22 protein-coding genes are annotated in these 26,577 nt (G+C 73.8%); 12 read left to right on the plus strand and 10 right to left on the minus strand.

The features are described 5' to 3' along the window. Positions 1 to 35: 35 nt before the first annotated feature. Positions 36 to 875, minus strand: coding sequence for an ABC transporter permease (locus AB0H75_RS46100; RefSeq protein WP_367807620.1), 840 nt, complete (start codon positions 873 to 875; stop codon positions 36 to 38). After that, positions 865 to 1,695 (minus strand): ABC transporter ATP-binding protein, encoded by an 831-nt coding sequence (locus tag AB0H75_RS46105; protein ID WP_367807622.1) that lies wholly within the window; start codon positions 1,693 to 1,695, stop codon positions 865 to 867. Before AB0H75_RS46105 ends, AB0H75_RS46100 begins: the two co-directional genes overlap by 11 nt. A 199-nt stretch (positions 1,696 to 1,894) precedes the next feature. Between AB0H75_RS46105 and AB0H75_RS46110 the strand changes: the two genes are divergently transcribed. The 4 genes from AB0H75_RS46110 (at position 1,895) to AB0H75_RS46125 (ending at position 5,663) form a co-directional block, all read left to right on the plus strand. Beyond that, entirely contained in the window at positions 1,895 to 2,548 is a 654-nt protein-coding gene (locus AB0H75_RS46110; protein ID WP_367807624.1) for a phosphotransferase, read from the plus strand. Between the two features lie 44 nt (positions 2,549 to 2,592). Continuing rightward, on the plus strand, positions 2,593 to 3,318 hold the full coding sequence (locus AB0H75_RS46115; protein ID WP_367807626.1) for a DUF1707 domain-containing protein: 726 nt from the start codon (positions 2,593 to 2,595) through the stop codon (positions 3,316 to 3,318). A 2-nt stretch (positions 3,319 to 3,320) separates the two neighbouring features. Next, positions 3,321 to 4,709 carry an acyltransferase gene (locus AB0H75_RS46120; RefSeq protein ID WP_367807628.1) on the plus strand — a complete coding sequence of 463 codons (1,389 nt, stop codon included), beginning with the start codon at positions 3,321 to 3,323 and terminating at the stop codon, positions 4,707 to 4,709. 354 nt (positions 4,710 to 5,063) lie between these two features. Next, positions 5,064 to 5,663, plus strand: a complete 600-nt coding sequence (locus AB0H75_RS46125; RefSeq protein WP_367807630.1) for a hypothetical protein — start codon at positions 5,064 to 5,066, stop codon at positions 5,661 to 5,663. A 70-nt stretch (positions 5,664 to 5,733) separates the two neighbouring features. On the opposite strand, the gene AB0H75_RS46130 is transcribed toward AB0H75_RS46125, so the two are convergent. Together AB0H75_RS46130 and AB0H75_RS46135 are read right to left on the minus strand one after the other, a co-directional pair. After that, entirely contained in the window at positions 5,734 to 8,082 is a 2,349-nt protein-coding gene (locus tag AB0H75_RS46130; protein WP_367807632.1) for a rhamnogalacturonan lyase, read from the minus strand. A 135-nt stretch (positions 8,083 to 8,217) separates the two neighbouring features. Then, positions 8,218 to 8,988 carry a DeoR/GlpR family DNA-binding transcription regulator gene (locus tag AB0H75_RS46135; protein ID WP_367807634.1) on the minus strand — a complete coding sequence of 257 codons (771 nt, stop codon included), beginning with the start codon at positions 8,986 to 8,988 and terminating at the stop codon, positions 8,218 to 8,220. Positions 8,989 to 9,132: 144 nt separating this feature from the next. On the opposite strand from AB0H75_RS46135, the gene AB0H75_RS46140 reads away from it, so the two are divergent. Together AB0H75_RS46140 and AB0H75_RS46145 are read left to right on the plus strand one after the other, a co-directional pair. Beyond that, on the plus strand, positions 9,133 to 10,032 hold the full coding sequence (locus tag AB0H75_RS46140; RefSeq protein ID WP_367807636.1) for a hypothetical protein: 900 nt from the start codon (positions 9,133 to 9,135) through the stop codon (positions 10,030 to 10,032). After that, complete coding sequence (locus tag AB0H75_RS46145) at positions 10,029 to 10,817, plus strand: aspartate/glutamate racemase family protein (RefSeq protein ID WP_367807638.1); 789 nt, start codon at positions 10,029 to 10,031, stop codon at positions 10,815 to 10,817. Before AB0H75_RS46140 ends, AB0H75_RS46145 begins: the two co-directional genes overlap by 4 nt. Before the next feature lie 12 nt (positions 10,818 to 10,829). On the opposite strand, the gene fusA is transcribed toward AB0H75_RS46145, so the two are convergent. Next, positions 10,830 to 12,920, minus strand: a complete 2,091-nt coding sequence (gene fusA / locus AB0H75_RS46150; protein ID WP_367807640.1) for an elongation factor G — start codon at positions 12,918 to 12,920, stop codon at positions 10,830 to 10,832. An 87-nt stretch (positions 12,921 to 13,007) separates the two neighbouring features. Next, on the minus strand, positions 13,008 to 13,142 hold the full coding sequence (locus tag AB0H75_RS46155) for a hypothetical protein (protein ID WP_367807642.1): 135 nt from the start codon (positions 13,140 to 13,142) through the stop codon (positions 13,008 to 13,010). 115 nt (positions 13,143 to 13,257) lie between these two features. Between AB0H75_RS46155 and AB0H75_RS46160 the strand changes: the two genes are divergently transcribed. Beyond that, positions 13,258 to 13,458, plus strand: coding sequence for a putative quinol monooxygenase (locus tag AB0H75_RS46160; protein WP_367807644.1), 201 nt, complete (start codon positions 13,258 to 13,260; stop codon positions 13,456 to 13,458). Here the strand turns inward: AB0H75_RS46160 and AB0H75_RS46165 are convergent. After that, a complete protein-coding gene (locus tag AB0H75_RS46165; RefSeq protein WP_367807646.1) occupies positions 13,410 to 14,696 on the minus strand; it encodes an FAD-binding oxidoreductase in 1,287 nt (428 codons plus the stop codon). The two genes, AB0H75_RS46160 and AB0H75_RS46165, sit on opposite strands and share 49 nt — an antisense overlap. A gap of 298 nt (positions 14,697 to 14,994) precedes the next feature. Here AB0H75_RS46165 and AB0H75_RS46170 point away from each other — a divergent pair, with 298 nt between their 5' ends. From AB0H75_RS46170 to AB0H75_RS46190, 5 genes are all read left to right on the plus strand, one after another. Continuing rightward, positions 14,995 to 15,351: an ArsR/SmtB family transcription factor gene (locus AB0H75_RS46170; protein ID WP_367807648.1), complete on the plus strand. Its 357-nt coding sequence runs from the start codon at positions 14,995 to 14,997 to the stop codon at positions 15,349 to 15,351. A 35-nt stretch (positions 15,352 to 15,386) separates the two neighbouring features. Continuing rightward, complete coding sequence (locus AB0H75_RS46175) at positions 15,387 to 16,793, plus strand: ABC transporter substrate-binding protein (RefSeq protein ID WP_367807650.1); 1,407 nt, start codon at positions 15,387 to 15,389, stop codon at positions 16,791 to 16,793. An 83-nt stretch (positions 16,794 to 16,876) separates the two neighbouring features. Then, entirely contained in the window at positions 16,877 to 18,457 is a 1,581-nt protein-coding gene (locus tag AB0H75_RS46180; protein ID WP_367807652.1) for an amidase, read from the plus strand. Beyond that, complete coding sequence (locus AB0H75_RS46185) at positions 18,454 to 20,262, plus strand: flavin monoamine oxidase family protein (protein WP_367807654.1); 1,809 nt, start codon at positions 18,454 to 18,456, stop codon at positions 20,260 to 20,262. Before AB0H75_RS46180 ends, AB0H75_RS46185 begins: the two co-directional genes overlap by 4 nt. A 3-nt stretch (positions 20,263 to 20,265) precedes the next feature. Beyond that, the gene (locus AB0H75_RS46190; RefSeq protein ID WP_367807656.1) at positions 20,266 to 23,760 is read left to right on the plus strand and encodes a hypothetical protein; all 3,495 of its coding nucleotides are present in this window, start codon (positions 20,266 to 20,268) and stop codon (positions 23,758 to 23,760) included. A 64-nt stretch (positions 23,761 to 23,824) separates the two neighbouring features. Here the strand turns inward: AB0H75_RS46190 and AB0H75_RS46195 are convergent, their stop codons facing one another. Genes AB0H75_RS46195 through AB0H75_RS46205 form a run of 3 tightly spaced genes read right to left on the minus strand, consistent with a single transcriptional unit; the run spans position 23,825 to position 26,563 of the window. After that, entirely contained in the window at positions 23,825 to 24,694 is an 870-nt protein-coding gene (locus AB0H75_RS46195; protein WP_367807658.1) for a TauD/TfdA dioxygenase family protein, read from the minus strand. Positions 24,695 to 24,717: 23 nt separating this feature from the next. Further along, the gene (locus AB0H75_RS46200; protein ID WP_367807660.1) at positions 24,718 to 25,533 is read right to left on the minus strand and encodes an ABC transporter ATP-binding protein; all 816 of its coding nucleotides are present in this window, start codon (positions 25,531 to 25,533) and stop codon (positions 24,718 to 24,720) included. Further along, positions 25,517 to 26,563 (minus strand): ABC transporter substrate-binding protein, encoded by a 1,047-nt coding sequence (locus AB0H75_RS46205; protein ID WP_367807662.1) that lies wholly within the window; start codon positions 26,561 to 26,563, stop codon positions 25,517 to 25,519. The genes AB0H75_RS46200 and AB0H75_RS46205 overlap by 17 nt, the downstream gene beginning before the upstream one ends. Between the last annotated feature and the right edge of the window lie 14 nt (positions 26,564 to 26,577).

The following is a 26,577-nucleotide window of genomic DNA, read 5'->3' on the forward strand; positions in this document are numbered from 1 at the left end:
TGCCCTTCTTCACGCCTTTGTCATGGTGGTTGCACTCACAGCAGCCCGCCCCGTCCCCAGCCGCGCGCCAGGCGGCGGGCGGCGAACATCCCGGCCAGCAGGCCGAGTGCCAGCAGGACGGCGGCCGGCCCGAGGATGCCCGCCAGGTCCGCGCGGACCGCGGCCTGCATCATGGCCAGCGCCCAGTAGCCGGGGGAGACGTGCGCGGCCACCTGGGCCCAGTCGGGCATGATGCTCAGCGGCACCAGGGCCCCGCCCAGCGAGCTGAGGGTGAGCGCGCCCACGTCGGAGATCACGCTGAGCTCGCCGTGGCTGCGCACCAGCGTGGCCAGCGCCGCGCCGATCGCCAGCAGCGCGAACGCCCAGATCAGGATGGCCACCAGCACCAGCCCCGGGGCCGAGGGCATGGGCAGCCCGATGACCAGCACCCCGTACACCAGCAGGATCGCCTGCTGCGCGACCAGCACCCCGAACAGCGGCAGCGTCTTGCCGATCAGCAGCTCCGCGGCCGGCGCCCGGCTGACCCGCAGCCGGTCCCAGGTGCGCCAGGTGCGCTCCGACAGGATCGAGTTGCCCGCCATCGAGATCGCGAACACCGAGAACATCACCATCAGGCCGGTGGCGATCTGCGTGGCCCCGCCCGGCATGGCCCGCACGTACAGGGGTTTCAGCACCAGCATCAGCACCATCGGCATGACGATGTAGCTGATCATCTGCCCGGGGTCGCGCAGCCGCAGCGTGAGGTTGTGCCGCGCCAGGGCCGCGATCCGGTGGGCGGAGTCGAGCACGGCCGGCCGCCGCCCGGCGGCCGGCCCGACGCCGTTCGACGGAGTGCCGTTCGACCCGGTGCCGTTCGACGGGGTGTCAAGGAGCATCGTGGACCGCCAGGGATCGGTAGAGGTCGTCCAGGGACGGGTTGCGCACGTCCACGCCGGTCACCGGGCGTTCGGCCCGGCCCAGCAGGTCGATGAGGGTCGCGGCCGGCTCCCGGGTGGAGACCGCGATCTCCTCCTCGCCGTCCAGGGTGACCCGGACCTCGCCCGGCAGGTCGCGCAGCAGCTCGTCGCAGGCGCCCCTGGCGATGATCCGGCCCTCGCGGGCGACCGCGATCGTGGCCTGGAGCTCGGTGAGCTCGGGCAGGTAGTGCGTGGTGTAGACGACGGCCGCGCCCTCGCCTGCGCGCTGCTTGACGACGTCCAGCATGGCCTGGCGGGTCTCCAGGTCGGCGCCCGCGGTGGGCTCGTCGAGCAGCAGCAGGCCGGGCCGGTGCACCAGCGCGCTGGCGGCCTGGGTACGGCGCTGCTGGCCGCCGGAGAGCTTGCCGGCCCGCCGGTCCATGAGCCCGGTGAGCCGCAGGACGGCCGACAGCTCCTCGACGGCCGCGTGCAGCGCGGCCCGCCGCAGTCCGGCCAGCCTGCCGTAGAGCTCCAGGTGCTCGCGCACGGTGGCGGAGGGGTACAGCGCGATGTGCTGGGGCGCCACGCCGACCTCGCCGCGGGCGGCGGCGGGGGCCTTGCCGTCGATGGTCACCCGTCCGCCGTCGGGGCGGATCAGGTGGGACACGATCTCCACGAATGTGGTCTTGCCTGCGCCGTTGTGCCCGAGGAGACCGACGATCTCACCGGGCGCCACGTTCAGCGAGAACCCGTCGAGGGCCTGGATCGTGCCGTACCGCTTGACGAGATCGGTTGCCACCAGCAACGTGTCACCTCCCCGTGTTCCGGGTTCCGGATGGAATTGAGCGGGTGTATACGGTTGAAGCCATCGTGGCTGGATCGCCGGGGGAAATAAGCGCTCCGCAGGTGGCAGGTAGTTGCCGGAAAAGTCGGCCAGCGGCCTGACATTTCGTAATTGGTCTTGACTACCTAATCTGACCGATATGCATGTTGGGTCGTTGATCGCGTCCGGTTGCGACTGCGAGATCTTCGAAGCCGGTCCCGGCCGGGTCGTCCGCCGCGCCCGCGACGGCCGCAGCCTCGAACGGGAGGCCGCCGTCATGCGCCACGCCCGGCGGCACGGCTTCCCCGCCCCCGAGGTCCTCGACGCCGACGGCCCCGACATCCTCATGGAGCGCCTGGAGGGCCCCAGCCTCATGGAGGAGGTGGCCAGCACGCCCGGGCAGGCGGCCGAGCACGGGCGGCTGCTGGCCTCGCTGCTGCGCCGGCTGTCCGGCGTGCCCGCCCCCGGCTGGCTCCAGGCCGCGCCGGGCGGCCCCGGCAACCGCCTGCTCCACCTGGACCTCCACCCCGCCAACGTGCTCATGACCCCGGACGGGCCCCGGGTCATCGACTGGGCGAACGCGGGGCGCGGCGCGCCCGGCGCGGACGTCGCCTGCACCTGGCTGGTCCTGGCCACCGCCCCGGCCGGGCCGTCGCTGGAGGGGTGGCGGGACGGGGTGCTGGCGGCGTTCCTGGAAGGTGTGGACGCCGCCGCCGCCCGCCGTCACCTGCCCGCCGTCGCCGATCGCCGGCGGGCCGACGAGCACATTTCCGCGGTGGAGAAAGCGGAAATAAGCGCGTTTGTCGCCCGCGAGACCGCGCTCACCTGACCCCCTCCACGAGCCCTTTACCCGAAGACAGGCGGGAGTTTCCCATGGACCAGCACCGCGACGTACGGGCCTCCGTCCCCGGCCCCCAGTACCGCGGCGGACGGGACTCCGACCCAGCTCCCCAGCACCACGCCGGACGGGGCTCCGACCCAGCTCCCCATCACCACGCCGGGCGGGGCTCCGACCCAGTTCCCCAGCCCGGCGCCGGATGGGGCTCCGGCCCGGCTTCCCAGCACCACGCCGGGCGGGACCTCGGCCCGGCTTCCCAGCACCACGCCGCATGGGACGCCGACGCGGGTCCCCGGCACCGTGCCGGGCGGCACGCCGGCCCGGACGCCGGGCAGCAGGCCGTGCGGGCGTCCGACGCCGACCGGGAGGCCGCCGCCGAGCGGCTGCGCGTGGCCGTCGAGGAGGGCTGCCTCGACTTCGGGGAGTTCAACGACCGCATGGGCCTGGCCTACCAGTCGGTGACCCGCGGCGAGCTGGCCGCCCTGGTCGCCGACCTGCCCGCCGAGCCCCGCCCCGCCGTCGCCCCCGCCACCCGCGGCCGGGCCGCCCGGCGGCGCCTCCCCCGCTGGGTGAAGGTGCTCTGGGCCGGCTGGGGCACGGTCTTCACGGGCAACGTCGCGGTCTGGGCGGCCATGAACGCCGCCGACCCGTGCCCGGTCGAGTTCTGGCCGTCCGGACTGTTGCCACCCGGCTTCATCCTGGCGATGGTGACGGTGGGCACCATCCTCCGCAACCGGGACGCGCGAGCCGAAGGATCCTGACCATGCCGCAGACCACGCCCCCGACGGACGACCGGACCGGCGACCGTACCGGCGACCGTGCCGGCGACCGGACGGATGACCGGGCAGGAGACCCGGCGGGTGGCGGGCGGCGGACGGAGCTCGACCCGCTCCGCGTCCTCATGGTCGCCGGGCTGGTGTTCTTCCACGCCGCGCTGGTGTTCGACGCCCACGACGACTTCTACGTGCGCAACGCGCAGACCACCGAGCTCGCGCTGGTCGTCGCCGCGGCCGGCGTGTTGTGGGCGATGCCGCTGCTGTTCTTCGTGGCGGGCCTCGGCGCGTGGCACTCGCTGCGCCGCCGCGGCACCGGCGGGTTCGCCGCCGAGCGGGTGCGGCGGCTGGGCGTGCCGCTGGTGTTCGGGACGCTCGCCCTCGTCCCCGTCCCGCAGTGGCTGCGCCTGCGCGGCGAGACCCACCAGGAGATCTCCTACCTGGAGTTCCTGCCCCGGTTCTTCCGGATCCGCCTGGAGCCGGGCAACTTCCCGTTCGTGCTCCAGGGCGACTACTTCGAGACCGGGCACCTGTGGTTCCTGGTGCTGCTGCTGACGTTCTCGCTGATCCTGGCCGTGCTGCGGTGGTGGTTGCCGGCCGGGCGGGCGGACCGGCTGCGGGAGCGGGCGGCGGCGTACGCGCTGCGCCGGCGGGGGGTGCCCCTGCTGCCCGCCGTGCCGCTCGCGTTGTTCTGCGCGCTGGCGGGGCTGGAGCAGGAGTACGCCGGCTGGAACCGGTGGGCGTACCTGATCTTCTTCCTGCTGGGCTTCGCCTTCACCGCCGACGGGCGCTTCCGCGCCGCCCTGCGCCGGGACGTGCGCCTGGTCGTGGCCGCCGGGGTGGTGCTGTTCCTCGCGGGCGTCCCGGTGATGCTGGCCGCCGGCGACGGGGCCTTCACCGCGCTGACCCCGCTCGCGATGACCGGCCGGTTCCTGTACGGGGCGGCGGGATGGTGCTGGCTGGTGAGCATCCTCGGCCTCCTCGACCGCCCCCGCCGCCCCCGCCCGGCCGGTGCCCCGGCCCCCGACGCCCGGCCCCCGGCCCCCGACGCCCAGCCCCCGGACTCTGACGCCAGGGCGCCGGGCCGCACGTCCCGCCGCCGTGCCTACCTGGCCGAGGCCGTGCTGCCGCTCTACGTCCTGCACCAGCCGATCGTCGTCGCCGTCGCCTACGTCGTGGTGCGCTGGGACGCGCCGATCGCCGCCAAGTACGTCACGATCGTCGCCGTCTCGCTCGTCCTGCTCGCCGCCTCCTACGACCTCCTGGTACGGCGCACCGCCCTGACCCGCTTCCTGTTCGGCATGCGCCCCGCCCGCCCGCGCCGTACGCGCGTACCGACGCGTCCCAGCCCTCCCCGGCGGCCACGTCAGGACCGCTGACCGGCACCTCCGGGGAACGTTTCCCGAGGGCGCCGAGCCCCGGCGCGACTGACGGCCACTCGGCGGCCCGCCCGGCGGCCCGGGAATGAGGGCGGGGCGGTGTGGCGTTACGTATCCGACGCTTTACCCACCGAGGTAGATCTATGCCGGATATATGGCGATTTGTTTGCCTATGTCCGGTTTAAAGGGTAGAGTGGTACACGTGGCCATCGGGTGGATTCCTCCACCGATGGCATCGGACCCCCGGAATCTCCGGATCCACCGCGCTCCACGTAGCGACCGCATGGCTCAGCCCGGCTACACCAGTCAAGCGAGCGCGATGCCCGTGTCCCCTAACAAAGGACCTTCTTGCCCATGTCCGCTCGCACGCGAGCCCTCAGCCTGCTGACCGCCGCCACGCTCGGAGCCCTGAGCACCGGGGCGACCGCCGCGCACGCCGACGCGCACGCCGACGCGGGCAGCGCCGCCAAGGCGCGCACCGCCGCCACCGCCCAGAGCAAGGCGGCCCTGCTCGCCGGTTCGACCACGGCCTCCTACTTCTGGGACGACTCCTCGGGCCGGGCCGGTGACACCGGACTGCCGGCCGCGGGCAAGCCCATGCAGAAGGGCCTGGCCGCCAGCCCGAGCTGGCCCCTCATGACCGAGGGTTACGTGATGTACCAGGGCAAGAAGCTGCCCTTCTTCGTCGGCGACCGCGGCCCCGGCGAGCCCTCCGACCGCGGCGTCATGCTGGACCTGGACGCCAAGACCTTCGCCGAGCTGACCGGCGGCCGTTTCAACCCCGACACGCTCGGCGTGGACGGCGCGAGCGGCGAGGGCCACATCAAGATCCAGTACGTCATCACCAAGTGGGGCGACGGCGTCGGCCGCAAGAGCCACCCGGTCGCCTTCTCCACCGGCGCCTGGGCCGAGAAGGACGCCGGCACCCGGACGCTGTCGGTGAAGAACCACTGACCCGTCCCACCCGCGCGAAGGGCGTCCCCCACGGGGGGCGCCCTTCGCGTTCCGCCCGTACGGCGACCGCTCACCGGCCGCCGGGGCGCCCGCCGAGGAGGCGGGGCACCGGCACCCGCGACCAGTCCAGGTCGGAGGCGAGGTAGAAGCTCGGGTAGGCGGGCTGGTTGTAGGCCGTCTGCTGCCGCGCCACCTCCGCCCGGTACTGCGGGTCGTGCATCAGCGTGTACAGCTTGCGGTCGGTGACCTCGGTGCTGAGGTAGAAGCGCAGGGCCGAGCTGTCGGCCGTGCGCACCAGCAGCTCCTCGCGCCAGTCGCCGAGCACGTCGGCCACCAGGCCCGGGTTGCCCTTGGTCCAGTTGTTGGTCAGCGTGCCCTCGGCGGTGAGCAGCGTGCCGCGCCTGTGGTCGTCGATGGTCGGCGTCTGCAGCACGGTGGTGGCGGTGCCGTTGACGAGTTGGGTAGTCATGTCGGCCGCCCACCGGATGCTCATGTTCGTGCCGGGCGCCCGGCGTCCCAGGTAGTCGCCCCGGGCCGACCACAGGCCCGCCTGGACGGCCTGGTCGGGCGGCATCGAGGACCACGCCTCCATGCCGCGGACCGCCGGGTCGATGTCGCCGACCATGCCGCGGCCGGTGTCCACGCCGCTGTAGCCGCCGAACAGCACCTTCCCGGTGGCCGCGTCCCGCATCGCCCAGCCGTAGGGGGCCGAGGCGCCGCCCTCGTGGACCGTCCAGATCTCCAGGCCGGGGCGGTCGGGGTCGAGGTCGCCGACGTGCATGGCGTCGCCGTGGCCGAGCCGCACGTTCTGGCCCGGCACGTTGCTCTGCGGCGGGCCCTCGGCGAAGGACGAGTACAGCACGTCGCCGTCGTCGTCGAGGGTGGCGGCGCCGTACACGATCTCCTGGCGGCCGTCGCCGTCCACGTCGGCCGCGCTCATCGAGTGGAAGCCCTGCGTGGTGATGTCAGCATATTTCGGGTTGGTGCCGGGCCGGCCGTGCGGAGCGGCGTTGAACGGGTTCGCCATCGGCACGTGGCCGCTGTCGGCGTACCAGCGCTCCTTCAGCCGCCTGCCGTCCCAGTCGTAGGCCACGAGCGTGGCGCGCGTGTAGTAGCCGCGCGCGAAGACCGCCGACGGGTGCCGGCCGTCCAGGTAGGCGACCGCGGACAGGAACCGGTCCACCCGGTTGCCCGGCTCCACGCGGGCCATCGCGTAGTCGCCCCACAGCAGGCCGTCGTCGCCGCGGCCCGGCTTGTAGGGGACGGTCTGCAGCTCCTTGCCGGACGCGCCGTCGAACACCGACAGGTACTCCGGCCCGCTGAGGACGAACCCGGCGAACTCCCGCAGCCGGTTGTTGCCGCTGCGCGCCGGCGCGTAGGTGTCCACGAAGTAGGTCGCCAGCTCGACGGCGGCCTCGTGGGAGAGCGGGTAGGTGTGCGCGGGCGCGATGCCGAACGCCTCCTCCAGCGTCCTCGGCCAGTGCCCGGCCACCACCTCGGGGTGCTCGTGCCACTTCTCGAACATGGCCACGAGGTGGTCGAAGTAGCCGGCGGCGCTCAGCCGGTAGTCGTCGGAGTGGGCGTAACCGGCCCGGACGTCGGCCTTCGGCATCGTGACGTAACGCTCCGAGACGACCTCGCCGCGCTGGCCGTACCGGATGATCCTGGTGCCGGGAGCGGTCTTGAGCATCATCTCCGAGCGGCCGTCGCCGTCGAGGTCGTAGACGAGGAACTGCGTGTAGTGGGCGCCGGAGCGGATGTTGACGCCGAGGTCGAGCCGCCAGCGCAGGGTGCCGTCCAGCTCGTAGGTGTCGAGGTAGGTGTTGCCGGTGTAGCCGCGCTGGGAGACGTCCTTGGAGTTGGACGGGTCCCACTTCACGACGTACTCGTACTGGCCGTCGCCGTCCACGTCGCCGACGCTGACGTCGTTGGCGGCGTAGGTGTACGCCTCGCCGGCGGGGGTCACGCCGTCGGCCGGTTTCGTCAGCTTGAGATCGTAAAACGATTTAAGCCAGGGCGTGACAACGGCGCTGCGGCGGCCCTCGCGGCCCCTCTCGACGGGGGCCACCTGGTAACGGGAGGCGGGGGTGCCGGCGGCGTCGAGGTAGTTCGTGCTGCCGGCCACCGTGGCCACCGGGCGGCCGTCGCGGTAGAGGCGGAAGTCGGCGCCGGTCATGCCCGTGGCGCCGTGGCCGGTGACCTCGTCGCCGAGCAGCCGCCAGCTCAGGAAGACGCCACCGCTGGTCGGAACGGCCACCAGGCCGCGGTCGAGGTGTTCGAGCTGCACGCCCGCGGCCCTGGTGGCGGCTCCCGCGGCGGGCGTGGCGGCGGCGGCCGCCGGGGTCGCGGCGAGCGGGGCGGCGAGGAGTGCGGCCAGCGCGAGCGTGACGGCGCCGCGGCGGCCGGTGGGGGATCGCATCGTGACGGGCTCCTGGGGGTGAGGCCCGCATGGAGGCGCGGGATTGAATCGATATAATCAAGGCGCCCGTGAGGTTTGTCAAGAAGACATTTCACGCTGTTTAGTACGGCGTTTTCGCGAAATTCCTGCAAACGGTCATGGCCTGGCGATCTCCACCGGGACCTCCGGGAAACCCGGCGGCGGAGGCGCGTCCGTCACCAGGCGCTCGGCGGCCTCCCATCCGCAGACCCGGATCGGCGCGCTCAGCGCGAACTTGCGCGCGTCGCCGACCACGATCGTCCGGCGGGCGACGGCGACGAGCCGGCGCTTGGTCTCCGCCTCGTACGGCGTCGCCCCGTACACGCCCGCCGTGTCGAGCGCGGTCGCCGCCAGGAACAGCGTGCGCACGCGCAGGTGCTCCAGCGCCGCCAGCGTCTCCGGGCCGCCGAACGAGCGCGTGTCCCTGCCGTACTGGCCGCCGACGCCGATCAGCGTGATGTCCGCGCGCGGCGCGAGGACCGCGATGGCGGGCAGCGAGTGGGTGACCACCGTCAGGCGCGCGCCGGCGGGCAGCAGCCGGGCGATCTCCAGCGCGGTGGTGCCCGAGTCCAGGGCGACCGCCGTGTCCGGCTCGACGTGCCGCACCGCGGCCGCCGCGATCGCCCGCTTGGCGCCGGCCGCCTGGGCGCTGCGGTCGGCGAACGGCACCGCCCCCGCGTCCACCGCCGCCGCGCCCCCGCGCACCGCCCGGACCAGGCCCTCCCCGGCCAGCCTGCGCAGGTCCCTGCGGACCGTGTTGGCCGAGACGCCCAGCTCGCCCACCAGGTCGGCGGCGGCGACGTACCCGTCCAGCTCGATCCGGCGCAGGATCGCCTCCCGGCGCGTGGGGGAGGAGGAGTAACGCAGAGCCGGGCCGGTGTCGTTCATGGCCACCATCATGGCCGACCCGCCTTACCCAAGTTGGCGGATTTACGCCAACTTTTACTCGTATAGTGGCAACATGGCGCTGCCGGCCGGCCCCGCGCCGGAAGCCCGGGCCCGGCACCCGCCCACCCGATCGGAGCCCGCCGCATGACCATCCCCACAGGGACCGCCACGCCCACGCTCGACCTGCTGGCCCGCCCCTCCGGCGGATTCGCCATGGTGGCGATGGACCAGCGCGAGAGCCTGCTGCAGATGTTCGCCGCCGCCACCGGCCGGCGCGTGGACGACGCCACGCTGGCCGCGTTCAAGCTGGCCGTGGCCCGCCGGCTCGGGCCGCACGCCTCCGGCTTCCTCATCGACCAGGATCACGGCTTCCACCAGGTGGCCGCCCGGGGCCTGGTCACCGGCGGCGGGCTGATCGTCGCGGCCGACCTGCTCCGCCAGGCCCCGGACGGCCCCGTCAAGGACACCTCGCTCGACGAGGGGGTGGACCTGGGCGCCGCCCGCGCGGCCGGCGCGGTCGCCGCCAAGCTGCTGCTCATCTGGCGCGACGACGAGGAGCGGGGACGCCGCCTGGAGACGGCCGCCGAGTTCGTCCGCCGGTGCGCGGCGGCCGGGCTGCTGTCCGTGCTGGAGGGGGTGGCCAGGCCGGCCGCCGGGCGGGAGGCGGCCTTCGACGGGCCGGCCGCGATCCGGGCGGCCGCCGCCGAGCTGGGCGGGCTGCGTCCCGACCTCTACAAGGCGCAGGTGCCGCTCGGCGGGGCCGCGCCCGAGGAGCGGCTGGTGGAGGAGTGCGCGCGGCTCGACGCGGTGATCCCCGTGCCCTGGGTGGTGCTGTCGCAGGGCGTGGAGCGCGACGACTTCCCGGTGGCGGTGCGCGCCGCCTGCCGCGCGGGCGCCTCCGGGCTGCTCGCCGGCCGCGCCGTGTGGAGCGACCTGGTGGGCGAGGACGAGCTGGACGCCGCGCTGGAGGCGCACGCCGTGCCCCGGCTGCGGCGGCTGGCCGCGATCGTGGACGAGCACGCCCACCCCTGGAGCACCCGATGACCCGCCCCTCCGACCCCGTGGGCTACCCCGCCGACCCCGTGGGCCACCGCGCGAGCCGTGCCGCCGAACCGCCGAGCGCTCCCGCCGACCCCGCGAGCCGACACCTCGCCGGGCAGCCCGTGGATCCCCCCTCGGCCGGCTCCGCCGCCCGGGTCGCGATGTTGCACACCGTCCCCGCGCTGGCCGGGCCGCTCGGCGAACTGGCGGCCGAGGTGCGCCCCGGCGTCCAGGTCGTCCACTTCGCCGACGAGAGCCTGCTCCAGGACACCATCGCCCACGGCGGCCCGCCCCCGCACGTGCTGCGCAGGCTGGTCGCGTACGCCGCCTTCGCCAAGGAGTCGGGCGCCGGGACGCTGCTGGTCACCTGCTCCTCCATCGGCGAGGCCGCCGAGCGGGCCCGCCCGTTCGCCGAGCTGCCGATCCTGCGCATCGACCAGCCGATGGCCGAGGAGGCGGTGGAGGCCGGCGCCCGCGTCGGCGTGCTGGCCACGCTGTCCGCCACGCTCGGCCCCACCACCCGGGCGGTCCGCCGGGCCGCCGCCCGGCGCGGCCTGGAGCGGGAGATCGTCCCGCACCTGTGCGAGGGCGCGTTCGAGGCGCTGCGCGCGGGCGACGCGGCCCGCCACGACGCGCTGGTGCTGCGCGGGTTCGCCGGCCTGGCCGGGAAGGTGGACGTGGTGGTGCTCGCCCAGGTGTCGATGGCGCGGATCGTCACGCGGGCCGGCGGCGGCGTCCCCGTGCTGTCCTCGCCCCGCTCGGGAGTGGCCCAGCTCGCGACGGCCTGACCCCGCCCGCCGTCACGGGGCCGGGGCGTAACCGGCGGGGCGGGTGGTGAACGTGCCCCGCCCCTGCGTGCGGCTGCGCAGGCGGGTCGCGTACCCGAACAACTCGGCCAGCGGCACGACCGCCGTGACGACCACCGTGCCACCCACCGTGCCACCCACCGGGCCGCCCACCGGGCCGCCCACCGGGCCGGGACCGGGGCCGGTGCCCGCCCGCGTCGCGGACCCGGACACCCGCCCGCGCCGCGCCGCGAGGTCGCCGAGCACCGCGCCGGCGGCGTCGTCCGGCACCGTCACCGTCACCTCGGCCACCGGCTCCAGCAGCGCCATCGCGCACGAGCGCAGCGCCTCCCGCAGCCCCAGCCGCCCGGCGGCCCGGAAGGCGAGCTCCGAGGAGTCCTTCGGATGCGTCGCTCCGTCGGTCAGCGTCACCCGCAGCCCGGTCACCGGATGGCCGCCGAGCGGGCCGGCCGCCAGCGCGTCCCGGCAGCCGGCCTCGACCGCCCGCACGTACTCGCGCGGCACCCGCCCGCCGGTCACCGAGGAGCGGAACTCGAACCCCTCGCCGTCCAGCGGCTCGACGTCCAGCACGACGTGCGCGAACTGCCCGGCGCCGCCGTCCTGCTTGACGTGCCGGTACAGCACCCCGGACACGCCGCGCGCCACCGTCTCCCGGTAGGCGACCTGCGGCCGCCCGACGGTGACCGCCAGGCCGTGGTCGCGGCGCAGCTTCTCCGCCGCCACCTCCAGGTGCAGCTCGCCCATCCCGGACAGCAGCGTCTGCCCGGTCTCGGCGTCCGCGCGCACCGACAGCGACGGGTCCTCCTCGGCCAGCCGGGCCAGCGCCGCCGCCAGCCGGCCGGCGTCGGTGCTCCTGCGGGCCTCGACCGCCACCGACACCACCGGCTCGGCGGAGCCCGGCGGCTCCAGCACGACCGGGGCGTCCGGCGCGCACAGGGTCGCGCCGGCGCGGGCCGACCTGGGGCCGGCCAGCGCCACGATGTCCCCGGCCACCGCCCGGTCCACCTCGGCGTGCCGGTCGGCCTGCACCCGCAGGATCCGCCCGACCCGCTCGGTACGGCCCGCGCCGGCGTCCAGCACCACGTCCCCCTTCCTGAGCGTCCCCGAGTAGAGCCGCGCGTACGTCAGCCGCCCGGTCGCCGTCGCGCTCACCTTGAACGCCAGCGCCACCAGCGGCGCCGCCGGATCGGCGGCGTGCGCGGCGGCCGGGACGTCCAGCGGCGACGGCAGGTAGGCCACGACCGCGTCCAGCAGCGGCTCCACCCCCCGGTCGCGGTACGCGGCCCCGCACAGCACGATCACGCCGGTCCCGGCGAGCGTCAACTCCCGCAGGGCCCGCACCAGCGTCGCCTCGGAAACCGCCGCCCCACGGGCCGGGTCCGCGGGGACCGCGCAGAACTCCTCCAGTACGCCCGGATGCAGCTCGGCCACCGCCTCCTCCAGCAGCCCGCGCCGCCGCCACGCCTCCTCCACCAGCTCCCGGGGCACGGGCTCCTCCCGCACCGGCCGCCCGGCGTCCCAGACCAGCGCCCGCATGCGGACGAGGTCCACCACGCCGCGGAAGCCGTCCTCCCGGCCGATCGGGAGCTGGACGACCAGCGGCGCCGGGTGCAGCCGCGCCCGGATCGAGGCGACGGCGGCGTCCAGGTCGGCGCCGGCCCGGTCCATCTTGTTGACGAACGCCACGCGCGGCACCCCGTACCGGTCGGCCCGCCGCCACACCGACTCGCTCTGCGGCTCGACCCCGGCCACGGCGTCGAACACGGCCACCGCGCCGTCGAGCACCCGCAGCGACCGCTCGACCTCGTCGGAGAAGTCGACGTGGCCGGGCGTGTCGATGAGGTTGATCCGGTGCCCGTCCCAGTCGCAGCTCACCGCGGCGGCGAAGATCGTGATGCCGCGGTCGCGTTCCTGCGGGTCGAAGTCGGTGACGGTGGTGCCGTCGTGCACCTCGCCGCGCTTGTACGTGGCGCCGGTCAGGTACAGGATCCGCTCGGTGACGGTGGTCTTGCCGGCGTCCACGTGGGCGAGGACGCCGAGGTTGCGGACGACGGCGAGGGGGTCGGCTGTGACGCGGGTGCGCATGGCCCGTGGCCTTTCATCGAAGGTCAGGAACGAGGACAGCGCGATTCACCCGGCGAACGGCCGGAAAGGAGGGTCCGGGGGCGTTCGTCAGGGCGTCCGGTGGCGGCCGCGCAGCCGGCACCGGGGCGACGAGGACACCAGGATCACCTCGTACCGCGACGGCGACGGGAGGACGGCGGCGACACTGCGGTGGCGCATGGCGCGTTCCTCCCCTTCTCGCATGATCACGGCTGCTTCGGTGCGAGTGTAATGAAACAGCCTTCACGGCAAAACGGGTTTTCCCCGGCCCGCCGGCGCACGCCGGACGCCGCGCTGGAGGCGGGCGCGGGTGCCGCCGTTGCCGTTGCCGTGGTCGCGCCGCGTCACCAGGCCCACCAGGGCCGAGCCCGGCTCGCTGCGGTACCAGGTCCACCGCGACGCCGCCGACCCCACCACCCTGGTCTTCTACGAGCTGTGGCGCTCGGCCGGCGACCTGGCCCGGCGGGGGCGTCACGCCGGGACGACGTGGCCGACCCGGAAGAAGCCGTCCGGGTCGTAGGCCCGCTTGACCCGCCGCAGCCGCGCGTGGTCATCCGCGGCGTACGCCTCCGCGGTACGCCGCGGGTCGGCCAGGAAGTTGAGGAACGTCCCCCCGTTGTCGTACGGCCGCAGCGCCTCGGCCAGGCCGGGCACCGGCGTGTCCACGATCACCGACAGCCGGGTGCCCCGGTGGCTGACCGGCCCCGCGTCCGGCCCCGGACGGCCCATCGCGCCGCCCCAGTGCCGCACCTCCACGGTCTGCGCCTGCCCGGCCGCCTCGACCAGCAGGTCCACGACCGCGCCCGGCACCTCCTCCAGCATCGACATGTGCCGGTTCGGGGTGCCGCCCATCGCCGTCGCGGCGTACGTGGTCGTGCGGGTCTCGTCCAGCAGGGCAGGGCCCGCCGCCCGCCACAGGGGCGCCAGCAGCCGCCGGCCCTCGGCCTCCTCGCCGGCGTGCACGACCTTGAGCTGCACGACGTGCCGGCCGGGCAGCGGCCCGTCGGCGGGCATCCGCCTGAGCACGACCGCGGTGCTGAGCTCGTCGGGGGCGCCGTCGATCCACGTCCGGTACGCCTCCAGCACCTCGCCCGCCGCCTCGATCGGGAAGTACGCGAACCCGCTGTAGACCCGCGACACCGGGTGGAGCCGGAACTCCAGCGCGGTGACCACGCCGAACCCGCCGCCGCCCCCGCGCAGCGCCCAGAACAGCTCGGGGTGGCTGTCCGCGCTCGCCGTGACGTGCCGGCCGTCGGCCAGCAGCACCTCGGCCCGCAGCACGCTGTCGGCGGCGAAGCCGTAGCGGCGCGCCAGCCAGCCGAGCCCGCCGCCCAGCGTGTAGCCGGTGACGCCGACGCCGGGCGCCGACCCCGACAGCGGGGCCAGCCCGGACGGCGCCGCCGCCGCCAGCACCTCGCCCCAGCGCGCGCCGGGCCCGACACGGGCGATCCGGCGGGCCGGGTCCACCAGCACCGACGCCATCGGCGACGTCCTGACCAGCACCCCGCCGTCGGCCGCGGCGTGCGTGCCGTGCCCGGTCGCCTGCACCGCGAACGGCACCCCATGCGCCCGCGCCGCCAGCAGCGCCGCCCGCACGTCCGCCACCCCGTACGCCTCGGCGACCACGGCCGGGCGGGCGTCCACCGCGGGGTTCAGGCCGCGGCGCAGCTCGTCGTAGCGCTCGTCGCCCGGCCGGTGCGCGGGGCCGGTGAAACCGTTGAGCGTGATCTCGTCCTCGATGATGTACGGCCGGCTCATCCGACTGCCCTTCCTCGCGTCGTCCAACGTCCTGGGATCACTGTGCGGAAGGGCGCTTACGGTCTCGTTCCCGTCGCCTTACCGCATCCCTATAGACCGGATGCAAGCCAGGATCTCGTCGCTGAGCGGCCGGCGAATCCGGCCGTGGTCGTCATCGCCGTTACACCGCCCGTGGTAGACGCCGGCCGGCCTGCTGCGGCGGAAGTGGTACACCTGTCCGGCCGGCGCGGTTTGCCGGAGGTGCGGCTGGAGATCTATCATGTCGATAGTTCGCGAAACGTCGGCATGATGGAGCACGATGGCCGAGCCTGGAGACCTGGTGTTCGAGGCGCTGGCCGACGGCACCCGCCGGCAGATCCTGAGCCTGCTCGCCGAACGCGGCGAATGCACCGCCTCGGAGATCTCCGACGCCATCACGAGCGTGGGGCGCACCACCGTGTCGAGCCATCTGCGCGTGCTGCGCATGGCCAACTTCGTCCGGGAGCGCCGTGACGGCCGCTTCCGCTATTACTCGCTGATCCGGCAGCCCGCCGACGAGATGGTGGATTTTCTCCGGGGACTGTATCAGGGCTCGCTCGCCGACCTCAGAAACACCGCAGAACGGCAAAGTTCGGTCGACCTGAGCGAGGCGACAGATTGGGCTCAATCCTCGTAACGGACGAGACGCACGTCCGTGCCGCTCCTGACGACGTGTTCGCCCTGTTCGGGCAGGGGACGGGGGCCGGCTGGCTGTTCGACGCGGATTTCGACGACCTCGTACGGGGGGCCGTCGTCCGGTTCGCCATCCCCTGGCCCGCCTGGCTCGGCGGCGAGGGCAGGCTGGAGGCCACCGGGAGGATCATCTCGGTCTCTCCCGGCCGCCGGATCGTCATGGCGCATGAGACCCCGTGGCGGGGCCGGGTCGTCTGCACCCTCACCCCGGACGGCGGCGGCACCCGGGTGAGGGTCGTCGCCGAGATCGACGACAGCGGGCTCGCCTGGCTGCTGACCAGGTACGGTCTCGAACCGCCGGACCAGGCGGCCGAGTCGGGCACGCACCGGATCGGCCTGCTGGTCAGCCTGTCGGGCTCGGCCAGCGTGTTCGCCGCGGCCAGCGAGAACCTGGCCCGCATGGCGGTGGAGGAGGCCAACGCGGAAGGCGGCGTGCGCGGCAGCCCGTTGCGGCTCCTGGTGGCCGACGACGCCACCAGCGCGCGGGCGGGCGCGGTGCAGATGCGCCGGCTGGTCCGGGCCGGCTGCCGGGCCGTCTTCACGAACGTCACCTCGGCCACCTTCGACGCGATCGAGCCGGTGGCCAGAAAGTCGGGCGTCCTGCTGATCCACACGCCGGTCAACGAGGGCGGGCGCGGCGGGCACGGGCTGCTGCGGCTCGGCGAACGGCCGGCGGCCCAGCTCTCCCTCGCGGTGCCGTACCTGATGCGGGACTCCGGCGGGCGGCGCTGGTACCTGACCGGCAACGACTACGTGTGGCCGCGGGCGAGCAACCGGCAGGCGCGGCGGATCATCGCCGCGGCCGGGGGCACGGTCGCCGGCGAGCGGTACGCCGCCATCGGCACGCGCCGCTTCGACCGGCTGCTGGAGGGCATCGAGAGGTCCGGAGCCGACCTGGTGGTCTCCACGTTCGTGGGCGCCGACGAGGCCGTCTTCGAGCGGGCCTTCCACGCGGCGGGGCTGCGGTCGCGGGTGCGCACGTTGTCGCTCGCGCTCGACGAGGCGACCCGCGAGCACATCGGGGACGCCGCCGCGACGGGCCTGTACAGCGCGTTCGGCTACTACCAGCAGCTCCCCACGCCGGGCAACCGGGCGTTCCTGGCCCGTTACCGCCGCCACTACGGCCGGCTGGCCCCGCCGGTGTCGAGCATCAGCGAGTCGGTGTACGAGGCGGTCCACCTGTACGTGGCGGCGGCCCGGCGCACGCGGGACGGCGAGCCCGCCATGATCGGCAAGGAGTTGCCGGGCACCTCCCTGGAGGTGCCGCGGGGCCGGATCCGGGTGGCCCGGCCGGATCTCCTGGAGCAGCACATGCACCTGGTACGCGCCGTTCCGGGCGGCTTCGCCCGGGAGGCGTCGACCGAATCCCCATGCTCCCTCGCATAATTCAATATGTCGTGACTCATTGACATATCGGAGGGGGCTGGCATAGCGTCCCGGACAGTCGAACCGACCGTCCGGAGCACCCCATGAGCGTCCACCCGCCCAGCCCTGCCGAGCTCGCCGCCCTCTCCGACCGCTACGGCTTCCGCCTCGGCCCCGCCGGCCTCGCCGCCTTCCGCGAGCTGATCGGCGGGACCCTGGAGTCGTACGCCGTGGTGGAGCGGTTGGCCGCGGCCGGGGCGCCGCGCCCGCCGCGGCGTGACCCCGGCCGCTGTCCCGCCGCGGCGGAGAACCCGCTGGGCGCCTGGGCCTGGCGCACCTCGATCAAAGGCGAGGGCGGGGGCCCGCTCTCCGGCCGCACCGTCGCGGTCAAGGACAGCGTCTGCGTCGCGGGCGTGCCGATGGCGAACGGCTCGGCGTCCCTGGAGGGCTTCGTCCCCGCGCGGGACGCCACCGTCGTCATCCGCCTGCTGGCGGCCGGAGCGGAGATCACCGGCAAGGCCGCCTGCGAGGACCTGTGCCTGTCGGCCGGCAGCCACACCGCCGCCTCCGGCCCCGTCCGCAACCCCTGGGACCCCTCCCGCAGCGCGGGCGGTTCCTCCTCCGGCAGCGCCGCTCTGCTCGCGGCCGGCGAGGCGGACCTGGCAATCGGCGGCGACCAGGGCGGATCGGTGCGCATCCCGGCCGCCTGGTGCGGCGTGGTGGGGCTCAAGCCGACGTACGGCCTGGTGCCCTACACCGGCGCGGCGTCGATCGAGCCCACCCTCGACCACCTCGGCCCCATGGCGCGCACCGTGGCCGACGTGGCCGTCCTGCTCTCGGTGATCGCCGGGCCGGACGGCCGCGATCCCCGCCAGGCTCCCGGGACCGCGCTCCCCTGCCCGCCGGCCGCCCTGGACGGCGGCGCGACCGGGCTGCGGATCGGCCTGCTGAGCGAGGGGTTCGGCTGGCCGGGACGCGGCGAACCGCGCGTGGACGACGCCGTGCGCGCCCTCGCCGGGCGGCTGGCCGGACACGGCGCCGACGTCCGCGACGTCAGCGTCCCCGAGCACCGCGACGGCGAGCACATCTGGACCGTCCTCCTCGTCCAGGGCGCCGCCACCCAACTCCTCGACCTGGACGGTGCCGCGGCCGGCGGCGACCCGCTGCTGGCCGCCGCGCTGCACCACGGGCGGCGGTCCAGGGCGGAGTCCCTGTCGGCCACGGTCAAGCTGGTCGCGCTGCTGGCCGGCCACCTGGCCGTGACCGCCGGCGGGACGTACCACGCGATGGCGCGCGAGCTGGCCGCGGGGCTCGGCGCGGCCTACGACGCGGCGCTCGGCGAGGTGGACGTGCTGGCCATGCCCACGGCGCCGATGACCCCCACCCCGCTCCCGCCGCCCGGCGCGCCGCCGGGGGAGCAGGTCGCCCGCGCGCTGGAGATGATCTGCAACACCTGCCCGTTCGACGTCACCGGACATCCGGCGATCAGCGTGCCCGCGGGCCTGACCGGCGGCCTGCCGGTCGGCCTGATGCTGGTCGCCCGGCACGGCGACGAAGCCACCCTGCTGCGGGCGGCCGCCACCTGCGAGCGGCTGGCCGGCGGCTTCGCCGCTCCTCCCGCCACGACCGCGACCACAGGCACGACCACGACCACAGGCACGACCGCGACCGGAGGACTGTCATGATCCCGTCACGACCGCGTTCGATCCGTACCACCCAAGCCGTCGACCGGCTGCCCGACTTCCCCTTCGACTACGGCGGCTACCTGGGGAGGGACTCCTCGGGGCGGCGCAAGTTCATCGGCACCCTGCCCCAGGTCGCGCAGGGCACCCCGGTCGCGATCATCGGGGCCGGCGCCGCCGGCCTGTGCGCCGCGTACGAGCTCATGCGCATCGGCCTGCGGCCGGTCCTCTTCGAGGCCGAGACCGACGCCTCAGGGCGGCCCCGCATCGGCGGCCGGATGCACACCTACTCGGCGCACCCGGACGACCCGGCCAAGGCCGAGTTGGGTTGCATGCGCTTCCCCAGCTCCGCCACCCTCCAGAAGGGGTACGTCGAGGATTTCGGCCTGACTTACGAGCTGTTCCCCGACCCGTTCGTCCCGGACGCGGTGGGCATGACCACGGTGGACATCGGCGGCCGCCAGTACTCGGCCGCCACCATCGAGGAGCTCTACCTCCAGCGGCCGGACTTCGCCAAGATCCACGACGCCTGGAACGCGGCGCTCGACAAGGCCGGCTTCACCGACCTCGCCAACGCGATCGAGAGCGGTGACACCGCGACCGTCAAGAAGCTGTGGAACCCGCTGGTCGAGCGCTACGACCACACGAGCTTCTACGAGTTCCTCGCCGAGAGCGGCACCATGAGCGCCGAGCAGATCCGGATCTTCGGCCTGATCGGCTTCGGCACCGGCGGCTGGGACTCCTTCTTCGACATCTCCTGGCTGGAGATGCTGCGCATGCTCGTGACCGGCATGGACGCCGACCAGATGCTGCTCGTGGAGGGCGCGAGCGCCTTCGCCGAGGGCTTCTGGAACCACGCCCCTGACGACATCCGCCACTGGCCCAAGGGCACCAGCCTGGCCTCCCTGCACGGCGGCACCCCGCGCGGCCGTGTGATCGCCATGGAGGGCAGCCGCCTGCGGCCCGGCCAGATCGACCTCACGGTCGAGGGCAGCGGCCGGGAGACCTTCGCCGCGGTGCTGCTCACCCCGCAGCTCCACGCCGTCGAGACCCAGATCATGACGCCCCGCAACTTCCCGCCGGACTCGGGGCAGATCCCGCTGTTCGGCGACCGGCTCTGGAACGCGATACACAAGACCAGCTACTGGGCGTCGGCCAAGACGTTCTCGCTGATGGGGGCGCCGTTCTGGGTGGACGGGAAGGGCACGTACCAGATGGGCGTGACGCTGTCGGACAGCCTGCCACGGGCCACCTACGTCTTCGACTATGGCCGCTACCGGCCCACGCCCGCGGGCCGCCACGGGGCCTCGATCGCGCTCAGCTACACCTGGGTCGAGGACGCCATGAAGGTGAGCGCGTCCTCGCTGGAGGAGCGGGTCCACCTGTACGCCCGCGAGCTGTCCAGGATCCACCCCAGCCTGTCCCACGCGATCTGGTCGAACTGCCGCCCGGACAACTCGGTGACGATCTCGTGGGAGAACGAACCGAACTTCCGCGGCCTGTGCAAGTTCAACCGGCCGGGCCAGTACGACCTGCAGTGGAACCTGTTCTCCCACTTCATGAAGGACCAGATCCCGGGCGAGCCCGCCAACAACCTGTTCCTGGCCGGCGACGACATCTCCTGGTCGGCCGGCTGGGTGAACCACGCGCTGCAGTCGGGCCTGAACGCCGCCTGGGCGATCGCCAAGCGGGTGTTCGGCGCCGACACGAGCGCCAACCCCGGACCCGGCGACCTGTGGAAGCAGTTCGCCCCCGTTCCGCCCACGACCGCGGGCGACCGCCCGCGGCGGGACAAGAGAAGGAGCTGAACCATGTCGCACAGCGAACACGAGCTGCCCGAGCCCAAGAGGGACTACAAGGAGGAACTCGAAGAGGTCGCCGAGGAGTTCGCCCGGCATACGGACGACCCCGGCAAGGCGGCCGCCCGCCGGCTCGCGATCGAGATCAGCGGCGAGGTCGGCGCGCTGGAGATGCGGACCTTCAACGACCCGGTCGTCGAGAACATCCAGGACGGCCAGGTGGTCCAGAACGCCGACGAGGCCGTGGTCGGTTCCGACGCCGTCATCAAGGACCTGCGTGAGCAGCTCGCCAAGCTGTCGGTGAAGTTCGCCGAGCAGGAAACGTCGCGGAAGTCGTACAACCTGTCCAGGTTCCTGGCGGTGTTCAGCGTCGTCAGCGCGCTGGGCGCGATCGCCACGCTCATCTACAACGGGCTCCGCAACGCCAAGCTCGACAAGCCGATCCCGCCGGAGATCCCCGCCGACGTCGCGAGCAGGATCCGCGACCTCGTCAAGCAGTGGAGCGACGACACCGACCCGTACTACTGGCACAGCATGGCCGACTACGTCGAGCTGTCCGAGCGGCAGGGCACCCCGCTCACGCTGGCCGACCAGGTGCTGTTCATGGACTACACGATCGGGCTGTTCCCCTGCGACCAGATGTTCCTGTGGGACTCGGGGGCGGACATCAAGGCGTTCGTGGACCAGCTCGTGGCCGCCTACGGCGAGGCGGGCGACTCCACCCCGGCGATGTACCGCCTGGTGCCCGAGCTGCGCTACCACGGCGAGCCGCTGCCGCGCGGCGTGGCCGCCGGCCTCTTACGGTACGCGCTCACCCACATCCTCGTCCTGCTGCCGGCGGCCGGCCTCGGCGGGCCCGGGGAGGGCGAGGAGGGCGACCTGTCCAAGCCGAAGGACGAGGAGAGCCAGCGTGAGGAGAGCAGGGAAGAGGTCGAGGAGCGGCGCGAGCACGACGACTACGCCGCCCAGAACGCCCACACCGCCGACGCCGTCAACAGCGTCGTCTCCACGCTCTCCGTCCGCAGCGCCAACACGCAGGCGGTGGACGCGGCCAGGGACTCGGTGCCCGCCGTGACCAGCAGCGGCATCCGGGATCCCCGCCCCGACGCCCGCTACGGCGAGCTGACGGACAAGGCGGCCACCGCCGCCGACAGGACGGCCGCGGCCCCCGAGGACGCGAAGAACAACAACACCCGCCGCTACCTGTCCGGGTTCATCCTGCTGGTCGCCGTCGGCAGCACCGCCGCCGTGATCATGGAGTATCTGATCCGGCAGGCCCGCAAGCAGCCCACCGACGACCTGCCGCCCATCCCCGACGCCACCAAGCAGCAGATCCAGCAGCTCGTCCAGGCGTGGAACGCCCAGCCGGACGCCACGTACTGGGCGAGCCTCGCCGACTACGCGGACGCGCACGACGACCTCACCGCCGCCGACCAGATCCTGTTCTGCAACTACACGATCCAGCTCTCCCAGGCGAGCGGGTTCTTCCTGTGGGACAGCGCGGCCGACAAGACCAAGGTCGTCGACCGGCTCGTCGCCGCCTACGCCAAGGGCGGGAACAGGACGTCGGCCATGTACCGGGCCGCGGCCGGGCTGACGTACCACGACAAGCCCCTGCCCAGGGCCGACACCGCCGACGTGCTCCGGCTGGCGCTGGCCTGGATCTTCCGCACCGCCTTCGCCCCCGACCAGCCGCGGGAGCCGGCTGTGGAGAGCGCCGCGCACCTGCTGCCCCGGATCCGCGTCGCCGCCGTGGCGGACGGGCACAACCCGGACGTCTACCTCCGCGGGCTGTTGGGCCACCTCTACCCCGACCTGCCGCCGCACGCGGCCACGGCGGTCCGCCACCTGACGGTGACGCGGAGGGAGCCGTACGAGCTGCTCGACGCGGACGAGGCCGTGCGGGCGCTGCCACCGGCGGCCCGGGCCCGGCTCGGCGACAGGTACGCGCTGCTGCGGGCCAAGCTGCAGCGGACCTTCCCGGTCCCCGACGGTGAACGTCTGGAGCGTTCCACGCTCACCGCCCTGGCCGAGCCGCACGGATCGCTGCCCGCGGGCACGGTCGTCTGGGTCCGCGCCACGGACGCCGCCACCGTCCACTTCGCGCTGCCGCACATCGTGGTGGACGCCGCCACCGGGCAGCCGCGGCTCACCGGCCTCCCGGCTCGGCCCGCCCTGCCGCCCCGCACGGAGCTGCCCGACGTGCAGGTCGGCGGCGCGGCCGACGCGGCGCTCCAGGTGGCCGGCTGCCTCGTGTGGGGCCTGCCGGAGCCGTGGGGGCCCATCGCCGCGGCCGGCGTGACGCTGGTCTCGATGTTGTTCGGCCCCGACAACCCCGACCCGTTCCAGGCGGTCGTGACCCGGATCGAGGACTTCATCAAGCAGCAGGACATCACGCGGCAGGCCACCGTGATCAGGGGCTTCGCCGACTGGATGGTCCAGCAGCAGGGCGTCCTGGAGAGCACCCAGGGCGACAACACCGAGTACATCCTGCAGTCGCTGCTGCCCGAGCTGCGCAAGATGACCGCGCCCGGCGACGAGAGCGTGTACAACGCGATCTACGACCTGGAGAACTACCTGACCGTGCCCGGCGCGTTCGACCTGCTCGTCCTCGGGGTCTCGGTGCACCTGCTGGGCCTGAAGATGATCGTGCAGCTCGACGCGCTGGTCGCCTCGGCCGCGCACAAGCGGGACGACAACGCCACGTACGAGTCCTACAACCAGCTCTGGCGCAGCGACTACGCCAACTTCCACGCCGCCGTGCTCGGCGACTCGGCGCAGCCGGGCTGGGCGCGGCGAATCGGCAAGCACATCGCCGACTTCGAGAGCTCCCGGCTCGGCCAGATCACCGAACCCTACCGGTACGACGACCGCGAGGTCATGACCGACGGCACCGGCGTGTTCATCTACGACAACTGGGGCTGGACCTACCGCGACAGCGCGCTCGGCGAGGACGACATGCGGCACTTCGTCGCCGACACGTTCGTCACCAGCGGCTGCTGCGACTCCGACTCCACCAGGGTCGAGCACCGGACGGAGGTGCAGACCGCGCGCGACCAGCACGTGCAGGACGTCGTCAAGCAGCTCGACCAGCAGTACGGCGGCCACGTCCAGACGGCGAAGAAGTGGCAGGACGCCATCGACCAGTGGAACGAGCACCTGCCGCCGCAGCGGCCCGCCCAGGCGCCCACGATCAGCTCGACGGGCTGGGCCTACACCACCCCGCACGGCGCCTGGTGGGTGGACGGCAACAAGGTGTCCTACTCGGTGGTCTTCGTCAACAGCAGCGGGCCCTCGCCGGCGGGCCCGTACACGCCGCGGGTCACCATCCAGGGCAAGGCCGGCGCGACCTTGACGGGCCTGCCGGACGACCCGCTGGGCATGGCCACCGCCCGCCAGGTCATCTGCCGCATCGACACCCCGGCGAACGACTCCCAGACCGCCGTCGTCGGCGGGACCACCTCCATGTCGGCCCACACCTACCAGGACGTGAACCCCCTGAGCTGACCGCGTCCCGAAGGGCGGCGGCGGGTGCGGGCACCGGCCGCCGCCCGGGGAGGTTCCGCCCGTGTCACCGTGGGGACGACGGGCCGAAGGGGCGGTCGCCGCGCAGCGTGATGCGGTGCATGACCCGGTGGGCGGTGCCGTAGTCGCGGTTGGCGTAGTGGGCGGTGCTGCGGTTGTCCCACATGGCCACGTCGCCGAGGCTCCACCGGTGCCGGACGACGTGCTCCGGCTTGGTCAGGTGCGAGTACAGCAGGTCGAGGATGTGGCGGCTCTCGGCCTCCGAGACGCCGACGATGTGCGAGGTGAAGCCGGGGTTGACGAACAGGCCCTTGCGCCCGGTCTCGGGGTGGACGCGGACCACGGGGTGCTCCACCGGGTCCAGCCGGGTGACGACCTCGCCGTCCCAGACGCTGCCCTTGCCGCCGCGCCGCTGGGCCAGGTAGTAGCCGAACTCGCGGTTGCCGTCGTGCACGGCGGTGAGCTGGTCGGCCAGGTCGCGGACGGGCGCGGACAGGGACTCGTAGGCGAGCTGGCTGTCGGCCCAGCTCGTGTCCCCGCCGGTGGGCGGCAGGACCACGGCGCGCAGGATCGAGCCGAGCGGCGGGCGCGGCATGAAGGTGACGTCGGTGTGCCAGACGTCGGCGAAGCCGTTGTCGGCGCTGTCGAGGGCGTAGATCTCCGGGTGCGCCTCGTCCACGCCGCCGACGACGGGGTGGGAGGCGGTCAGCTCGCCGAGGCGGCGGCCCAGGTCGACCTGGCTGTCCTCGTCGAGGTTCTGCCCGGAGAAGAAGAGCACCTTCCGCTCGACGAGGGCGGCCCGTACGGCGGCCAGCTGCTCGTCGTCGGCGGTCGCCAGGTCGAGCCCCTCGACGCGGGCGCCGAAGTGCGGCCCGAGGGGGTGCAGGGTGAGCTGGGCGGCCAGTGCTGTGGACATGTGCGCTCCTGTTCGGGTGGTGCTCATCCGGCCGCGTCGCGGACGGCGTGGCTGACGGTGGCCCGCAGGGCCGTGTACTCGGGGAGGGCGCGGAGCTCGTCGGGTTCCAGCCCGGTGCGGGGCAGGGGGATGTCGAGGTCGAGGGCGACGCGGCCGGGCCTCTTGGTGAGCACCACGACGCGGCTGCCGAGGAAGACCGCCTCCTCGACGCTGTGGGTGACGAAGACGGAGGTGCGGCCGGTCCGCTCGCTCACCCGGCGCAGGTCCTCCTGCAGCCGCTCGCGGGTCAGCGCGTCCAGGGCCGCGAACGGCTCGTCGAGCAGCAGCAGCGGGTCGTCGCCCGCCAGCGCCCTGGCGATGGCCACCCGCTGCTGCTGGCCGCCGGACAGTTGCCAGGTCCGCCGGTGGGCGACGTCGTGCAGGCCGACCCGCTCCAGCAGCTCCGGCACCCGGCGGGCGCGCTCCTCGCGCGGGACGCCGGCGTAGCGCAGCGCCAGCTCGACGTTGCCGCCCACGCTCTTCCAGGGGAACAGCCGGGGCTGCTGGAACACGATCCCGGCGCCGGTGCCGGGGACCGGCGGCACGCCGGCGGCGCGTACCTCGCCCGAGGTCGGCCGCTCGAAGCCGGCGATCAGCCGCAGCAGCGTGCTCTTGCCGCAGCCGGAGGCGCCGACGATCACGAGGAACGAGCCCCGGGGGACGTCGAGCGAGATCGGCCCCAGGGCGGTCACGGCGTCGGCGCCCGTCCCGTACACGTGGACGACCTCGTCCACCCGCACGGCGGTCCCCGTGGCGTTCTCCGCGGCGGTCCCCGTGGCGATCTCAGGGGGCGAGGACATCGGGCAGTCCCTTGGTGTAAATGGCGTTCCGCACGGTCGCCAGGTCGGGCACGGCTTCGATCTTCTGCAGGTCCTTGAGGAACTGCGCGGCGCTGACGAGGTTGTCGGCCAGCGCGCCGGGCTTGCCGGGCGTGCCGAGCCATTCGGGGGAGGCCAGGTCGGCGGGCTTGAGGAAGACGCCCTGGCCGAGCTGCTCCTCGGCGTCCTCCTTGGTCAGGTTGAGCTCGGCGGCCACGGCCGCGGCGGCCGCCGCGCGGTCGTCGGCGATGAGCTGGAGGGCCTTCGCCTCGGCCCTGCGCCAGGCGTCCACCGCGTCGGGGTGCGCCTCGGCGAACGCGGTGGACACCACCCCGAGGTCCAGCGTGGGCTTGCCGGCCGTGGCCAGCTCGCGGCTGGCGATCAGGACCTTGCCGTTCTTCTTCAGCTCCTTCAGGGTGGGCAGCCAGGTGTAGGCGGCGTCGATGTCGCCCCGCGTCCAGGAGGCGAGGATGTCCTGGGGTTCGAGGTCCACGATGGTCAGCTCCGACTCGCGGATCCCGGCCTGGCCGAGCGCGGCCAGCAGGCTGTAGTGCGCGGTCGAGGCGAAGGAGGTGGCGACCTTCTTGCCGCGCAGGTCCTCGATCCTCGACACGTCGGCGCCGTTCCTGGCGACCAGCGCCTCGTTGTCGCCGGCCACGTCGAGCACGAACGCCACCTGGTAGGGGATGTTCAGCGGCGCCGACAGCCCGCGGGCCACGGGGCTGGAGCCGATGGCGGCGATGTCCACGCTGCCGGCCACGAAGGCGGTGTTGATGCTGGCGCCCGAGTCGAACTTCGTCCACTGGATCTGGTAGCCGGGCAGCGCCTCCTCCAGCCACCTCTTGTTCTTGACGACCAGGTCGCCGCTGGGGAAGGCCTGGTAGGCGAGGCGGATGCGCTTGGCTGCCGCGCCGCCGTCACCGCCCCCGCCGGCGCCCCGGGAGGCGGTGCCGTTCCCGCAGGCGGCCAGGGCCGCGATCAGCACGAGGGCCAGCAGGGGTCTCAAACGCATGGGGATCTTCCTCG

Origin of the sequence: Nonomuraea sp. NPDC050783 (assembly GCF_040802095.1) — a bacterium.
Taxonomy (GTDB): domain Bacteria; phylum Actinomycetota; class Actinomycetes; order Streptosporangiales; family Streptosporangiaceae; genus Nonomuraea.

Bases quoted from the DNA above. Each gene is read 5' to 3' on its own strand.
- AB0H75_RS46100 (WP_367807620.1), bottom strand. From the start codon at position 875: ATGCTCCTTGACACCCCGTCGAACGGCACCGGGTCGAACGGCACTCCG.
- AB0H75_RS46115 (WP_367807626.1), top strand. From the start codon at position 2,593: ATGGACCAGCACCGCGACGTACGGGCCTCCGTCCCCGGCCCCCAGTAC.
- AB0H75_RS46120 (WP_367807628.1), top strand. From the start codon at position 3,321: ATGCCGCAGACCACGCCCCCGACGGACGACCGGACCGGCGACCGTACC.
- AB0H75_RS46125 (WP_367807630.1), top strand. From the start codon at position 5,064: ATGTCCGCTCGCACGCGAGCCCTCAGCCTGCTGACCGCCGCCACGCTC.
- AB0H75_RS46130 (WP_367807632.1), bottom strand. From the start codon at position 8,082: ATGCGATCCCCCACCGGCCGCCGCGGCGCCGTCACGCTCGCGCTGGCC.
- AB0H75_RS46135 (WP_367807634.1), bottom strand. From the start codon at position 8,988: ATGAACGACACCGGCCCGGCTCTGCGTTACTCCTCCTCCCCCACGCGC.
- AB0H75_RS46140 (WP_367807636.1), top strand. From the start codon at position 9,133: ATGACCATCCCCACAGGGACCGCCACGCCCACGCTCGACCTGCTGGCC.
- AB0H75_RS46145 (WP_367807638.1), top strand. From the start codon at position 10,029: ATGACCCGCCCCTCCGACCCCGTGGGCTACCCCGCCGACCCCGTGGGC.
- fusA (WP_367807640.1), bottom strand. From the start codon at position 12,920: ATGCGCACCCGCGTCACAGCCGACCCCCTCGCCGTCGTCCGCAACCTC.
- AB0H75_RS46155 (WP_367807642.1), bottom strand. From the start codon at position 13,142: ATGCGAGAAGGGGAGGAACGCGCCATGCGCCACCGCAGTGTCGCCGCC.
- AB0H75_RS46165 (WP_367807646.1), bottom strand. From the start codon at position 14,696: ATGAGCCGGCCGTACATCATCGAGGACGAGATCACGCTCAACGGTTTC.
- AB0H75_RS46170 (WP_367807648.1), top strand. From the start codon at position 14,995: ATGGCCGAGCCTGGAGACCTGGTGTTCGAGGCGCTGGCCGACGGCACC.
- AB0H75_RS46180 (WP_367807652.1), top strand. From the start codon at position 16,877: ATGAGCGTCCACCCGCCCAGCCCTGCCGAGCTCGCCGCCCTCTCCGAC.
- AB0H75_RS46185 (WP_367807654.1), top strand. From the start codon at position 18,454: ATGATCCCGTCACGACCGCGTTCGATCCGTACCACCCAAGCCGTCGAC.
- AB0H75_RS46190 (WP_367807656.1), top strand. From the start codon at position 20,266: ATGTCGCACAGCGAACACGAGCTGCCCGAGCCCAAGAGGGACTACAAG.
- AB0H75_RS46195 (WP_367807658.1), bottom strand. From the start codon at position 24,694: ATGTCCACAGCACTGGCCGCCCAGCTCACCCTGCACCCCCTCGGGCCG.
- AB0H75_RS46200 (WP_367807660.1), bottom strand. From the start codon at position 25,533: ATGTCCTCGCCCCCTGAGATCGCCACGGGGACCGCCGCGGAGAACGCC.
- AB0H75_RS46205 (WP_367807662.1), bottom strand. From the start codon at position 26,563: ATGCGTTTGAGACCCCTGCTGGCCCTCGTGCTGATCGCGGCCCTGGCC.